Here is a 13,913-nt window from a genome sequence, read left to right as displayed (position 1 = left end):
GATGTCTGAACTGCGCCTGCGGGCCGAGAAGCTGGACGCCGAGGACCCGTTGGCCGGGAAGCGGTCGGAGTTCGTCCTCGACGACGTGGTGTACCTGGACGGGAACTCGCTGGGCGCGCTGCCGGTCGGCGTGCCGGGCCGGGTCGAGGACGTCGTCCGCCGTCAGTGGGGTGAGCTGCGGATCCGTTCCTGGGAGGAGAGCGGCTGGTGGACCGCGCCCGAGCGGATCGGCGACCGGATCGCTCCGCTGGTCGGGGCCGGACCCGGGCAGATCGTCGTCGGCGACTCGACCAGCGTGAACGTCTTCAAGGCGGTCGTGGCGGCGGTGCGGATGGCCGGTGAGGGGCGGGACGAGATCCTCGTCGACGCCACCACCTTCCCCACGGACGGATACATCGCCGAGTCGGCGGCCCGGATGACGGGGTGCACGCTGCGGGCGGTGGTGCCGGGTGAGGTGCCCGGTGCCCTGTCCGGGCGTACGGCCGCGGTGCTGCTGAACCACGTCGACTACCGGACGGGCCGGTTGCACGACCTGCCCGGTCTGACGGCCGCGGTGCACGCGGCGGGTGCGGTGGCGGTGTGGGACCTGTGCCACAGCGCGGGCGTGCTGCCGGTGGGGCTGGACGAGCACGGGGTGGATCTGGCGGTCGGGTGCACGTACAAGTTCCTGAACGGGGGGCCGGGTTCACCGGCGTACCTGTATGTGCGGGCCGAGCTGCAGGACCGCTTCGATTCGCCGCTGCCGGGGTGGACCTCGCACGTCGAGCCCTTCGGCATGCGGACCGACTTCGAACCGGCGGCGGGCGCGGTGCGCGGGCGGGTCGGCACGCCGGACATCCTCTCGATGCTGGCCCTGGAGGCGGCGCTGGAGGTGTGGGACGGCGTCTCGATCGAGGCCGTCCGTGAGAAGTCCCTCGCGCTGACGGACTTCTTCCTGGAGTGCGTCGGCGCGTATGCGCCCCAGGGGCGCGTGGAGTCGGTGACTCCGGACGCCCCCGCGGAGCGCGGCAGCCAGGTGGCGCTGCGGTGCGAGGACGCGGGGGAGGTCATGAAGCGGCTCATCGAGCGAGGGGTCGTGGGCGACTTCCGGCATCCCGATGTGCTGCGGTTCGGCTTCACGCCGCTCTATGTGGGGTTCGCGGATGTGGAGCGGGCGGCGCGGGTGCTGGGGGAGGTGCTGGGCTCCTACGAGGAGCCGGACCCCCGGGAGGTGCTGGCCCCCTAAGGGGCATCCCCGGTGACGTAGACCCCCGCCGCGGCAGCCGCATACGCCGCCCGCGCGGCGCGCTCCGCGGCGGGGGCGTCCGGGACCACCCCGGTCGTCAGCAACCCGTAGTACAACGGCGCCGAAACCGCCCGTACCACCGCCCCCGCATCCGTCCCCTCCGGCAACTCCCCCCGAGCCACCCCCTGTTCCACGCACGGCGCCCACTCCGCGACCCGCACCTCGTAGAACCGCCGCAGCGCGGCCGCCGTCCGCTCGTCGCACGCGGCCGCCGCGATCACCGCCCGGAACAGGGACCCCTGCCGGGGATCCGCAAGCGTCCGCTGCACCAGCCGCGCATTGGCCCGCAGGTCCCCCAGTACAGAGCCGGTCTCCTCGCGCGGCAGCGACTGCTCGGCCATGTCCACGAGCAGATCGGCCACCAGCCCGGTCACCGACCCCCACCGCCGGTACACGGTCGTCTTCCCCACCTCCGCGCGCCGCGCGACATCCGCGAGGTCGAGATGAGCGAACCCGTGTTCGGCCAGGACATCCCCGGCCGCCCGCAGAACGGCCGCACGCACGCGTGCGGTACGCCCGCCGGGGCGTACGGTGCCGGGTTCGGCGGTCATGGGGGCTCCTCGTGCGCGTCTGCAACCGTGGCTCACCAGCGTAAAGGAAACGACAGTACCGTTTGCCTGCTCCTCACCGAGCGTGACATCCCCATGCAGTCCCACGTCACCGGCCTGATACCGTCCCCGCCAACGGCCGCCCCTGGTCCGCCAAACCCTCCCCCAGTGCCGAAGGCCTGGGAGGTACCCCCATCGTCGCTGAGAGGTTGGAGCATGCCGGACGACGCCGCAGCAGCCCGGGCCGCCGCCGAGGAGGAGTCGGCCTTCTCGCATCCGGCCGTCGACCCCGACGCCACGGCCGCGTACGGCGACCACCCCGACCAGGTGATCGACTTCTACGCCCCGCGCGGCACGGAGCCCGCGGGACCCTCCGCCCTCGCCCCGCTCGTCGTGGTGCTGCACGGGGGTTCGTGGCGGGCGCCGTACGACCGTAGGCACGTCAGCCCGTTCGCGGACTTCCTGGCCCACCGGGGGTTCGCCGTGGCGAGCGTGGAGTACCGGAGGGGCGCGGAGATACCGAGCGGGGACGCCGGGCCGGTCGCCAGGACGGACGCCAGGACGGGCGCCGGGACGGGCGCCGGCTCGGTCGCCGGGCCGGTCGCCGGGCCGGTCGCCGGGCGTTGGCCGGAGACCTTCGACGACGTCGCCGCCGCGCTCGACGCGCTCCCCGCGCTCGTACGGGAGGCCCTGCCGCAGGCCGACCCCCGCCGCATGGTGATCACCGGGCACTCGGCGGGCGGGCAGCTGGCGCTGTGGGCGGCCGCCCGGCATGTCCTCCCGGTGGACGCGCCCTGGCGCACGGACCGGCCCGCGCCGCTGCGGGGCGTGGTGGCGCTGGCCCCGATCGCGGACTTCGCGGTGGCCGACAAGCTGGATGTGTGCGGGGGTGCGGTACGGCAACTCCTGGGCGGCGAGCAGCACTTCGCGGAGCGGCAGCCGTATGCCGACCCGGCGCTTCTGCTGCCGACCGGCATCGCGACGACGCTCGTCCAGGGGCGCACGGACGCGGATGTTCCGCAGGCCGTCGCCGAGTCGTACGCGGAGGCGGCGGCGAAGGCGGGGGAGGTGGTGGGGCTGACCCTGCTGGAGGATGTCGGTCACTTTCCGCTGATCGATCCGGCGGCGGATGCGTGTGCGGTGGTGGCGGAGGAGATTGGGCAGTTGGCTTGGTGAGGGGATGTCGGCCCTTTTGCCTGGCCGTCGGCTCAGGGGTCCCCCTCATACCCGTACTACCTCATACCCGTAGTACCTGAGAGCTACCTGCCGGAACAGCTCCCTGGCGTGACGCGGGCGACGAGCCCGGATCCGTAATTTCCCCACCAGACAGGCCCGATGGGCGGGCGGACTGGGAGGGGAAGACGGCCATGGGCCTGGGGTTCGGGGTTGGTACGAGGACGGCTGGGCAAGGGGTGCGGGGCCGGCAGGCGGCCCTCCTCACCGCCCGGCGCCTACGCCGCTCCCTCCTCGCCCTCCTCATCACCGCCGCCGTCGTACTCCCCCTCTCCGCCGCGGCCCACCCCCGCATCCCGGCCCCCGCCGTACTGGCGCCGCTCACCGCGTCCACCCTCGACGATGCCTACGCCGCCAACCGCGCCAACGCCGCGGAGGCGTCCCGTATGGCCGAGGCGCACGGCGACCGCGGCCGCGCCGCCGTGGACCGCGCCCTGGCCGACCCGTCCCGCACCCTCCTCGCCTTCGACGGCCGTGGCTCCGGCCGGGCGACCGAGGTGTTCGGCGACCTGGCCCACGCCGACCGCATAGCGGTCCTGGTCCCCGGCTCCGACACCACCCTCGACACGTACGCCCGCTTCCGCGCGACGGCCACAGCGCTGTACGGCCAACTGGCCCGGCACGCCCCGAAGGGCCCCCGCCCGGCGGTCGTCGCCTGGCTCGGCTACGAGACACCGGCCACGATCAGCACCACGGTCCTCACCCCCACCCGCGCCGACCAAGCCGCGCCGAAGCTGCGCGAGTTCATACGACAGCTGCACGGCATCACCGCCCGCCAGGCCCACGTCACGCTGCTCTGCCACTCCTACGGCACTGTCGTCTGCGCCCGCGCCGCCGCCGGACCCGGCGTCGACGACATCGCGTTCGTCGGCAGCCCCGGCACGGGCGTGGACTCGGCGGCGGCGCTGCACACGTCCGCCCGCGTCTGGGCGGCCCGCGGCGGCGACGACTGGATCGCGGAGGTCCCGCACGTCAGCGCCGACCTCTTCGGCACCACCGTCGGCTTCGGCACCGACCCGGTGTCGCCGGCCTTCGGCGCCCGCGTCTTCGCCGCCGGCGACGGCGGCCACAGCGACTACTTCACCCCGGGCTCGGTCTCCCTGGCCAACCTCGCCCGGATCGTCCTCGGCGACACCTCGGAGGTGACCCGTGCGTGACGTACGCGATCTACGCGATGTACAGGACATACAGGGCGTACGCGACCGGGCCGTCCGGTACATCCGGAAATCCGCCGCCCGTATCGACGCCGCCACACCCCCGGAACGGGATCGCGCGGTCGACGCCCTGCGCGCCCTCGCGATCCTCGGCGTGGTGCTGGGCCACTGGCTGGTGACCGCCCTGGTGGCGGACGGCGGCACCCTGCGCGCGTCCAGCCCGCTTCAGCACATGCCCTGGCTGGCCCCGATCTCCTGGATCTTCCAGACGCTCGCCGTGTTCTTCCTGGTCGGCGGCCATGTGGCGACCAGGAGCTATGCCTCGGCGCAGGCGCGTGGCACGACGTACCGCCGCTGGCTGGTCACCCGCCTGGCCCGGCTCTTCGCGCCGGTGGCGGCGGTGCTGGCGCTGTGGGCGGTGGCGACGGCCGCGCTGCTGCTGACGGGCGCGGAGTTCACGACGGTCCGCACGCTGGTCAAGCTCGCCCTGTCGCCGCTGTGGTTCCTGCTGGTGTTCGCGGGGCTGACGGCGGCGACGCCGTTGCTGACGCGGGTCAACCCGCTGTGGCCACTGGCCGTCGTCCTCCATGTGGATCTGGTGCGCTTCGGCCTCGGCGGCCCGTCCTGGCTCGGCTGGGTGAACGTGGCCGCGGGCTGGCTGGTGCCGTACACCCTGGGCGCGGCCTGGACCCGGGGCGAGCTGGAGCGCCGCCGCTCCGGGTGGGTCCTGCTCACCGGCGGTGCGCTGGCGACGGCGGGTCTGGTGGCCTGGGCCGGGTATCCGGCGTCGATGGTCGGCGTGCCCGGCGCCGCGGTCTCCAACCTCAACCCGCCGACTCTGGCCGCCGTCACCTTCGGCCTGGCCCAGTGCGGCCTGGCCCTGCTGCTGCGCGGTCCCCTGCGCCGGGCGATGCGCCGGCCCCTGGCCTGGGCGGCGGTCGCCCTGCTCAACCTCTCCGCGATGACGATCTTCCTCTGGCACCAGACGGCCCTGATGGCCACCACGGCCACCGGCCTGCTCGCGGGCCGCCTGCCCGGCCTGCACACCCTCCCCGACGACCCGGCCTGGATAGCGGCCCGGCTCATCTGGCTGCCGGTCTTCGCTGTCGCACTGACGGTCTGCTGGGGTGCGTTCCGCTCCTACGAGTCCCACGCCCACGCCCACGGGCCGGGGCCGCGACGAGTCCGACACAGGCAATCCACCCGCTCCCGCGTGGTCCGCGTACACCGCGGCCGCCCCGCCCGCTCCACCACCGAGGAGGTTCCGGATGCCCGGTTTTCGACGCCGTCTGGCCAGTGGGACGCCGGGCATGCGAAGCCTCCTGTCTAGGCTGAGCGGCATGACGGGCAGGGGCGTTCCTGGGGAGCGGGGCGGGCAGCCCGGCCGCGCGCTGCCCCACATCCGCAACACCCTCCGCGGCCTGCGCGACGACCTGTGGACCAGCACGATCAACCCCCTCCCACCCTCGATGTGGCTCCGCTGGTTCCCCCACGGCGTGGTGATCCTCGTGGCGATCGGCACCCTGATAGCCAACGCCGACCAGATGGCCGACGGCTACGGCCTCGGCGCGGAGTACGGCCTGCTGTGCGCGACTGCCCAGGGCGTGGCCGTCGGGCTGGCGTTGTGGTGGCCGGTTCCGGCCTGGTGGCTGTCGATGGTGGCGACGGTCGTGGCGGCCATGGGCGCCCGGATGCAACTGATCGCTGACCCGCTCACGGCCGGCGGCCCCGGCTGGCCGTGGGGCCCGCCCGGACTGGTCGCGCACGCCATGGTGCTGTTCCTCCTCGCACTGCGCGTGCCGACCCGCGTCTCCGCGACGGTTCTGGCCCTGACGGCACTGGTCACCTGGGTCATCCAGGGCCTCGTCGGGGCCGCGAACTACACGTCGACCGGCGTGCTCGCCGTCGCCCTCTTCGCCGGCGTGGTCCTCCTCGGCACTGCCCTCAGAGGCCGCCGCGAGGCCCGGAACCAGCTCGTGGAGCAGGCCGGGATCACCGCCGAGGAACGCGCCCGCCGCACCCTGCTGGAGGAACGCCACCGCATCGCCCGCGAGCTGCACGACGTCGTCGCGCACCACATGTCGGTGATCTCCATCCAGGCCCAGGTCGCCCCCCATCTGGTGGAGAACCCGTCCGACGAGCTGAAGGAGAACCTCGACGGCATCCGCAACAACGCCCTGGAGGCCCTCACCGAGCTGCGCCGTGTCCTCGGCGTCCTGCGCTCGGAGCACCCCGAGGACCCCGACGACCCGTACGGCCTGGGCGAGGCCGGAACCGGCACCGCCCCGGACGCCCCGCAGCCCACGCTCGACCGCCTCGACGCCCTGATCGACAACACCCGGGCCGCCGGACTCGACGTCGTCACCGACATCCGGGGCGAGCCGAGCCGGCCGTACTCGCCGGGCGTGGAGCTGTCGGCGTACCGGATCGTCCAGGAGGGACTGAGCAACGCCCTGCGGCACGCACCCGGCTCCCATGTCCGCGTCGAGATCACTCACTTCCCCGAAGGCCTCTACCTGAGCGTCCTCAATTCCCGCCCGGAACACCCGGTCCAGCCCTCCCCGGGCGCCGGACACGGCCTGCTCGGCATGCGCGAACGCGCGACAATGCTCGGCGGTCACCTCACGGCGACCAGAACGCTGCACGGCGGCTTCGCCGTCTCGGCCTTCCTCCCCAGGGACGGCCGCCCACACCCGGACGGCCCCCGCAGGCCGACCGCCGACCCTCGGCTCCCGGCCCCGGAGCTGCACTTCCCCCCATCCGACGCCACAGACCACGTAACCCTGCGCCCCCCGAACCCGGCAGGAGAAGAAAACCCATGACGAGCGGCACTATCCGTGTACTCATCGCCGACGACCAGCAGATGGTCCGGCAGGGCTTCACCGTGCTGCTCAACACTCAGCCGGACATCGACGTGATCGGCCAGGCGGTCGACGGCCTGGACGCCGTGGCCAAGGTCGCCGACCTCATGCCGGACGTCGTCCTCATGGACATCCGCATGCCCGAACTCGGCGGCATCGAGGCCACCCGCCGCATCACTGCCGCCACTCCGCAGATCAAGGTGCTGGTCCTGACGACCTTCGACCTCGACGAGTACGTGTACGAGGCGCTGCGCGCGGGCGCGTCCGGGTTTCTGCTGAAGGACGCCTCCGCGGACCAGCTGGCCGAGGCGATCCGGGTGGTGGCGGCCGGCGACGCGCTGCTCGCGCCGGGCATCACACGGCGGCTGATCGCCGAGTTCTCCCGGCTGGAGGGCCCGCCCCGGGCCCCGCTCAAGGAGCGCGTCGGTGACCTGACCGAACGGGAGACGGAGGTGCTCGCCCTCATCGCCCGGGGCCTGTCGAACGCGGAGATCGCCCAGCACCTGGTGGTGGCCGAACAGACGGTGAAGACGCACGTCGGCCGCATCCTGGTCAAGCTGGGCCTCCGCGACCGCACCCAGGCGGCGGTCTTCGCGTACGAGTCGGGCCTGGTCCGGCCCTCGGGCTACTGAGGGAGGTGAGGGCGGACCCGTAGTACCTGAGAGGGACGTCGAATGACCCCTCTCACTGGTGACGACCTGGACCCCCATCCGGCCGTACGGTTTTGAACGTGACCGAGACGACCCAGACGCAGAGGCCTACGACACCGCCGGGCGGTGCCGCGGCGCGCAGCCCCGAGTTCCGGCTGGCCCTGGACGCCCTGCGGGGCCTGCGCCAGGACCTGTTCCACGACGCCTTCGCCTACCGCCCATTGCCCCGCATGAGCGTCGACGGCCCCATAACGCGCCGGCTGAAGGGCCGGTTGCGGCAGTACGCGGCGTGGACCCCGCACGCGGTGGTGGTGTCGGCGGGCCTGCTGGCGATGCTCGTCGGAATCGAGTCGAGCCGCGGCGAGGCCCTCAACCTGTTCGTCGGTGTGCTCGCACTGGCCCCGGTCCTGCTGACCCTCGTCCGCCCGGTCGGCGCCTTCTGGGTCTCCCTGGCCGCCGCCCCGCTCTCCGGCATGTTCTACAGCGGGTGGTACGAGCCGTGGCCGTGGCCCCCCGGCAGCTTCGTGACGCACCTGACGGTGCTGACGGTCGTCGCCGTGCGCACCCGGCCTCGTACGGCCGCGTGGATGTGGGTGCTGACCCTGGCCTATGGGCTCCTCGCGGACACCTTCCTCGGCGCGGGCTACTACGACACCAACACCGGCCCGATGCTGATCCTGTCGGCGATCATCCTGCTGTTCGTCGCCGTGCTGCACATACGCCGGGAGGCCAGGCAGGAGGTGACCGCCCAGCAGACGGTCACCGAGCATGAGCGTTCACGGCGCACGCTGCTGGAGGAGCGCACGACGATCGCCCGCGAGCTGCACGACGTCGTCGCCCACCACATGTCGGTGGTCGCCATCCAGGCGGAGGCCGCGCCCTACCGGGTGGAGAACCCGCCGCCGGAGCTGGAGCGCGCTTTCGCCACCATCCGGGAGAACGCGGTCGCGGCCCTCACCGAGCTCCGCCGCGTCCTGGGCGTCGTACGCGCCGAGGACTACGAGGCACCCGAGGCCCCGCAGCCCACGCTCGCCGACCTGGACGCGTTGCTCGCCAATGTGCGCGACGCCGGCCTGACCGTCGACAAGACGGTGACCGGAGCGGTGCGCGAACTCCCGCAGGGCGTGGAGCTGTCGGCCTACCGCATAGTCCAGGAAGCGCTGAGCAACACCCTGCGGCACGCACCCGGCGCGACCGCCCGCGTCGAGATCGGCTATGTCCTCGGCGGCCTGGGCCTGCGCATAGTCAACGGCCCGCCGCCGCACCCGGCCCTGGTGAAGCCCTCGCCCGGCGCCGGGCACGGCATCACCGGCATGCGCGAACGCGTCTCCATGCTGAACGGCGAGATGACGGCGGGCCCCACGGACGAGGGTGGCTACGAGGTGGCGGTGTTCCTGCCGGTCGCCACGGTGAGCGAAGGTGAGGCATGACCATCCGCGTCCTGATCGCGGACGACCAGATGATGGTCCGCGAGGGCTTCTCGGTCCTGCTGAACGCGATGCCGGACATCGAGGTGGTCGGCGAGGCGGTCAACGGCCGGGAGGCGGTCGACAAGGTCCGCGAACTGATGCCGGACGTCGTCTTGATGGACATCCGGATGCCCGAGCTCAACGGCATCGAGGCGACCCGGGAGATCATCGCCGCCGACGGCACGGCAAAGGTGCTGGTGCTGACCACCTTCGACCTCGACGAGTACGTGTACCAGGCACTGCGTGCGGGAGCCTCCGGCTTCCTCCTCAAGGACGCCTCGGCACGGCAGCTCGCCGACGGGGTCCGGGTGGTGGCCTCCGGCGAGGCCCTGCTGGCCCCGTCCGTCACCAAGCGCCTGATCACGGAGTTCTCGAAGCTGTCGGAGGCACCGGGCATACCCGCCACCGCCCAGGCAGCCTACGGCGACCTCACCGAACGCGAGACGGAGGTACTGGTCCTGATCGCGCAGGGCTTGTCGAACTCGGAGATCGCGGCACGGCTGGTGGTGGCCGAGTCCACGATCAAGACCCACGTCAGCCGAATCCTGGTGAAACTGGGGCTCAGGGACCGCACACAGGCGGCGGTATTCGCATACGAGGCCCGCTTGGTGACACCGGGCTGAACGACGGCGCTGTCCTCACGCTGCGGCGAGTTCGCACCACACCTGTCCCAGTATTCGGCGGGTGTCATGGGCGCGTGAGGCATTCGGCTCCTCGGGAGGGTGGGATGACCGGTGTCCGTGCGCACCACGCCCGCCGCCCTGCCGCCGGCGGTAGCCCGCTGGCGGCGAGGACTAAGGAGGTCGTGGCGCGGTACTCCTCCCCACAGCCTGTTTACTCCCACCCGCCCTGCTCACTGCCGCCTCGGGCGCTGACGGTCGGCATGGTGGTTGCGGATCTCCACGTTGCAGTCCGATACGCGGGACTGGTCGTTCCGGGCCGCTGCCTCGGCACGTTGGCGCGCCAGCGCCTGGCACACTCCGCAGTCCGCCTGGGGCTCCGGCCACTCCAGCGGGAGGCCGAGCCTGGGCGCGTCGTCCATGGTGGTCGACCTCATCCGAGTGACTCCGAGGGGCGCCGGTGCTGGCGCCAGGCCCCGAACGCCGCGGCAAGTACGGCGGGTCCGGTGAGACGCCCCGTTCCGTCGGGACGCCAGAGCCACCACCGGCCCGCCACCTGCCGACCGGTCGGCGGGCAGTTCAGCGTCCAGCCAGCAGGCTTCACGCTGACCTGCCGCACGTCAGCCAGCTCCTCGGCGGCATCGAGCCGCACGAGCCACCACAACTTGTCGAGGTCCGGGTCGGCGAGCACGGGCCCCCGCAGTTCCTCGTGGATGCGTACGGCGGCGGCCATGCCGGTGACCAGGCGGGACTCGGCGACGAGCCAGTGCTCGCCGGAGGTTAAGGGTGCGAGTTCTTCCGCGTCCCAGGCGTGGTGTGCGAGGTCCGGGTGCGCGGAACAGTCGGCGAGCCACGCGTCCCCGGCCTTGTACAACGCCGCGAGCGTGGCCGCACGCGTCGTGGTCGGCTTCGTGTTCATGCCGCGCGGTCCTCTCGCTGGAGGGCGGTTGACGTTTGTGACTGCGTCCATGAACAGGACAGTAGGAAGGGCCCGTTGACAGGCGCTATGTGATGTTCTCGAATGTTCTCGCAGGCTGGCTGAATGTTCTCGCCTGGTCTCGCGAAGGGGCGTGCGCGCTGTAGTACGGCACACCGCACGCGGTAATGCTGAAGGCGACACCGGCCACCGGCAGGGGAGGAACCATGGCACGACGCCTGCGTTTCAACGGCACAGACAGCAAGAACGGCGGCTGCCCGGCCGTCCACGAAGACCTCGACAGCGGCGAAGTCGTCGTCCAGGGGCGGCCGCTCACCGACCCGGACGACATCGCGCAGCTCCAGCATTTCGGCCCGGGCGATGTTGCTGTGGTCGTGCCGCGCGAGCTGCTCGTCAACCATGGCCCGAAGGAGATGAAGCGCGTGTCCAAGCTGATCGGCCTGGAGGAGTTCGGCCGACTGTTCGAGACGTTCGAGCACTCGGCCTGGCACCTGGAGACCCGGCGCGGCTACGCCTCCGACCGCGAGGACCCGGCCTTCGCTGAGTTTCTGGAGACCGGCGAGGCGCCGCTGGACCTCGACAGCGACTGGTGTCAGACCATCAGTCGGCAGACAGCCGCAGGAAGTACGTTGGCCGGGTCCGCGTCGTCGACAACCCGCCGACCGAGGGGCAGTCGTTCCTGCTGTCCTACGCGCGGTGCAACGCGGCCACTGGGGAGGACGTGCGGAACCTGTGGCGGGAGGGCGCCGAGCGGGCGCACCTGCCCACAGAGGATTTCTGGCTCTTCGACAGCCGCTTGTTGGCCATCCTCCGCTTTGACGACCAGGACGCATTCCACGACGTGGAGATCGTCACCGAGCCCGCAGAGGTGCTCCGGTACTGCCAGGTCCGGGATGCGGCGGTGCACGCGTCCGTACCGTATGACGAGTTCGCGGCGCAGCTCGGCGCGAAGGGGTAGTGAGCGGTACCGGTGAGCACGGACTACCAGCAGGCGCGGGAGGCACTCGGCGCACGCCTGAGAGAGCTGCGCTTCTCCGCCCCTGATGGCAGGCTCACCGGTACGCAGCTCGCACAGCGGCTCGGCTGGCCGCACTCGAAGGTGTACAAGCTGGAGGGCGGCCGGCAGACCGCTACGGCGGAAGACTTGCGGGCGTGGGCTGATGCTGTCGGCCAGCCCGACACCTTCGAGGAACTGAACGCGAGGCTACGCGGCTTCGAGTCCCACATCCGGTCCTGGCGCCGCCAGCTCGCCGCCGGCCACCGGCCCGTGCAGGACAGCTGGAACGTGGCCGTGGACCAGGCCCGCGTCATCCACGCCTGGGAGGAAGCCGTCATCCCCGGCATGCTCCAGACTGCGGACTACGCGCGGCACGTCTTCCTGCGGTACGCCGACCTGCAAGGCACCCTGCGGGACACGGACGCCGCGGTTCTCTCCAGGATGGAGCGGCAGAAGTGGCTTTACCAAGGCGGCCGCCGGTTCCATGCTCTGGTGTGGGAGGCGGCGCTGCGTACTCTCGTGTGCCCGCCGTCGGTGCTCGTCGCCCAGCTCGACCGGCTTGCGGGACAGATCGGGATGGACACCGTAGAGCTGGGTGTCGTCCCTCTGGGCGCGTCGCTACGTATCCCGGCCGCAAATGGATTCTGGGTCCTGGACGAGCGACTCGTCATCACTGAGGACTGGCACGCAGAGCTGTGGCTCGACGACGCCGAGACGGTGGCCTTGTACCTGCGGGTCTGGCGCACGCTCCGCGAGTCCGCGGTGTACGGCGCCGACGCGCAGAACGTGATCAACCGGGCCCGGCGGGCGCTGAACATACGCTGACCCCGGCATTCGGGGCCGTAGCCCATCCGTCTGCCCGCGCGGGTGCCGCATCTACCGCCAGCCGCGACAACCCCCCTGTTCAGCGACCGACCCTCCGGGTTAGCGTCCGCTCATGGCAGTCTTCGACCCCTGGGACCCCGCGTTCCTCGCCGACCCGTACCCCGCCTACGCCGAGCTGCGTGCCCAGGGGCGCGTGATCCGTTACGAACCCACCGACCAGTGGCTCGTCCCGCACCACGCGGACGTCTCGGCGCTGCTGCGCGACCGGCGTCTCGGCCGGACCTATCAGCACCGGTTCACGCACGAGGAGTTTCATCGGACCCCGCCCCCGCCGGAGCACGAGCCGTTCCACACGCTGAACGACCACGGGATGCTCGACCTGGAGCCGCCGGACCACACCCGGATCCGGCGCCTGGTGTCGAAGGCGTTCACACCGCGCACCGTGGAGCGGCTGAAGCCGTACGTGGACGGGCTCGCCGGCGATCTCGTCTCGGCGCTGGTCGAGGCGGGCGGCGGGGATCTGCTGACCGACGTGGCCGAACCCCTCCCGGTCGCGGTGATCGCCGAGATGCTCGGCATCCCCGAGTCGGACCGCGCCCCGCTGCGGCCCTGGTCGGCGGACATCTGCGGAATGTACGAGCTGAACCCCTCCGAGGAGACGGCCGCGAAGGCGGTGCGGGCGTCGGTCGAATTCTCCGAGTATTTGACGGAGTTGATCGCGGAGCGCCGGAAAGAGCCCGGCGACGACCTCATCTCCGGTCTGATCGCCGCGCACGACGAGGGCGACCGGCTGACCGAGCAGGAGATGATCTCGACGGCCGTGCTGCTGCTGAACGCGGGCCACGAGGCCACGGTGAACGCCACCGTCAACGGCTGGTGGGCGCTGTTCCGCAACCCCGACCAGCTGGCGGCCCTCCGCGCCGACCACTCCCTCGTCCCCTCCGCCGTCGAGGAGCTGATGCGCTACGACACCCCGCTCCAGCTCTTCGAACGCTGGGTGCTGGACGAGATCGAAATCGACGGCACGGTGATCCCGAGGGGTGCGGAGATCGCGATGCTGTTCGGTTCCGCCAACCATGACCCGGCGGTCTTCACCGACCCCGGCCGCCTCGATCTCACCCGCCAGGACAACCCCCACATCTCCTTCAGCGCCGGCATCCACTACTGCATCGGCGCCCCGCTGGCCCGTATCGAACTGGCCGCGTCGATGCGGGCACTGCTGGAGAAGGCCCCGACGCTCACCCTGTCATCGGAGCCGGAGCGGAAGCCGAACTTTGTGATCCGGGGATTGGAGGGGCTGAGCGTGGAGGTGGGGTGATCACTCATTCGGCTGA

At 71.8% G+C, this 13,913-nt stretch carries 13 protein-coding genes and 1 pseudogene; 11 read left to right on the top strand and 3 right to left on the bottom strand.

What is annotated here, in order from left to right:
• Position 1 precedes the first annotated feature (1 nt).
• Positions 2 to 1,225, top strand: coding sequence for a kynureninase (kynU, locus tag HJD23_RS18615; protein ID WP_171111611.1), 1,224 nt, complete (start codon positions 2 to 4; stop codon positions 1,223 to 1,225).
• Here the strand turns inward: kynU and HJD23_RS18610 are convergent.
• Positions 1,222 to 1,836, bottom strand: coding sequence for a TetR/AcrR family transcriptional regulator (locus HJD23_RS18610; RefSeq protein ID WP_171109761.1), 615 nt, complete (start codon positions 1,834 to 1,836; stop codon positions 1,222 to 1,224). The two genes, kynU and HJD23_RS18610, sit on opposite strands and share 4 nt — an antisense overlap.
• Positions 1,837 to 2,049: 213 nt before the next feature.
• Between HJD23_RS18610 and HJD23_RS18605 the strand changes: the two genes are divergently transcribed.
• The 7 genes from HJD23_RS18605 to HJD23_RS18575 all read left to right on the top strand — a co-directional run bounded on the left by HJD23_RS18605 (position 2,050) and on the right by HJD23_RS18575 (position 9,823).
• Positions 2,050 to 3,009 carry an alpha/beta hydrolase gene (locus HJD23_RS18605; RefSeq protein ID WP_171109760.1) on the top strand — a complete coding sequence of 320 codons (960 nt, stop codon included), beginning with the start codon at positions 2,050 to 2,052 and terminating at the stop codon, positions 3,007 to 3,009.
• Between the two features lie 236 nt (positions 3,010 to 3,245).
• A complete protein-coding gene (locus HJD23_RS18600; RefSeq protein WP_240980743.1) occupies positions 3,246 to 4,223 on the top strand; it encodes an alpha/beta hydrolase in 978 nt (325 codons plus the stop codon).
• Positions 4,224 to 4,284: 61 nt separating this feature from the next.
• Positions 4,285 to 5,550, top strand: coding sequence for an acyltransferase (locus HJD23_RS18595; RefSeq protein ID WP_171111610.1), 1,266 nt, complete (start codon positions 4,285 to 4,287; stop codon positions 5,548 to 5,550).
• A 139-nt stretch (positions 5,551 to 5,689) separates the two neighbouring features.
• Entirely contained in the window at positions 5,690 to 7,042 is a 1,353-nt protein-coding gene (locus HJD23_RS18590; protein ID WP_240980986.1) for a sensor histidine kinase, read from the top strand.
• Positions 7,039 to 7,713, top strand: a complete 675-nt coding sequence (locus HJD23_RS18585) for a response regulator transcription factor (protein WP_171109758.1) — start codon at positions 7,039 to 7,041, stop codon at positions 7,711 to 7,713. Before HJD23_RS18590 ends, HJD23_RS18585 begins: the two co-directional genes overlap by 4 nt.
• 98 nt (positions 7,714 to 7,811) lie before the next feature.
• Entirely contained in the window at positions 7,812 to 9,161 is a 1,350-nt protein-coding gene (locus tag HJD23_RS18580) for a histidine kinase (protein ID WP_171109757.1), read from the top strand.
• The gene (locus HJD23_RS18575) at positions 9,158 to 9,823 is read left to right on the top strand and encodes a response regulator transcription factor (RefSeq protein WP_171109756.1); all 666 of its coding nucleotides are present in this window, start codon (positions 9,158 to 9,160) and stop codon (positions 9,821 to 9,823) included. Before HJD23_RS18580 ends, HJD23_RS18575 begins: the two co-directional genes overlap by 4 nt.
• Before the next feature lie 230 nt (positions 9,824 to 10,053).
• Here HJD23_RS18575 and HJD23_RS18570 read toward each other — a convergent pair whose 3' ends face one another.
• Both HJD23_RS18570 and HJD23_RS18565 read right to left on the bottom strand, forming a co-directional pair.
• Complete coding sequence (locus tag HJD23_RS18570) at positions 10,054 to 10,257, bottom strand: hypothetical protein (protein ID WP_171109755.1); 204 nt, start codon at positions 10,255 to 10,257, stop codon at positions 10,054 to 10,056.
• Complete coding sequence (locus tag HJD23_RS18565) at positions 10,254 to 10,739, bottom strand: hypothetical protein (RefSeq protein WP_171109754.1); 486 nt, start codon at positions 10,737 to 10,739, stop codon at positions 10,254 to 10,256. Before HJD23_RS18565 ends, HJD23_RS18570 begins: the two co-directional genes overlap by 4 nt.
• A gap of 224 nt (positions 10,740 to 10,963) precedes the next feature.
• On the opposite strand from HJD23_RS18565, the pseudogene HJD23_RS18560 reads away from it, so the two are divergent.
• The 3 genes and pseudogenes from HJD23_RS18560 to HJD23_RS18550 all read left to right on the top strand — a co-directional run bounded on the left by HJD23_RS18560 (position 10,964) and on the right by HJD23_RS18550 (position 13,897).
• Positions 10,964 to 11,715, top strand: a pseudogene (locus tag HJD23_RS18560) (DUF6879 family protein).
• A gap of 12 nt (positions 11,716 to 11,727) precedes the next feature.
• Entirely contained in the window at positions 11,728 to 12,579 is an 852-nt protein-coding gene (locus tag HJD23_RS18555) for a helix-turn-helix transcriptional regulator (RefSeq protein WP_171109753.1), read from the top strand.
• A gap of 112 nt (positions 12,580 to 12,691) precedes the next feature.
• On the top strand, positions 12,692 to 13,897 hold the full coding sequence (locus HJD23_RS18550) for a cytochrome P450 (RefSeq protein WP_171109752.1): 1,206 nt from the start codon (positions 12,692 to 12,694) through the stop codon (positions 13,895 to 13,897).
• The last annotated feature ends 16 nt before the right edge of the window (positions 13,898 to 13,913 follow it).

The organism is Streptomyces sp. Z423-1 (assembly GCF_013009255.1).
In the GTDB taxonomy this organism is placed as follows: domain Bacteria; phylum Actinomycetota; class Actinomycetes; order Streptomycetales; family Streptomycetaceae; genus Streptomyces; species Streptomyces gossypiisoli.
Note: the sequence above shows the minus strand (reverse complement) of the source record. Positions and strands in the feature narration are given on the sequence as shown.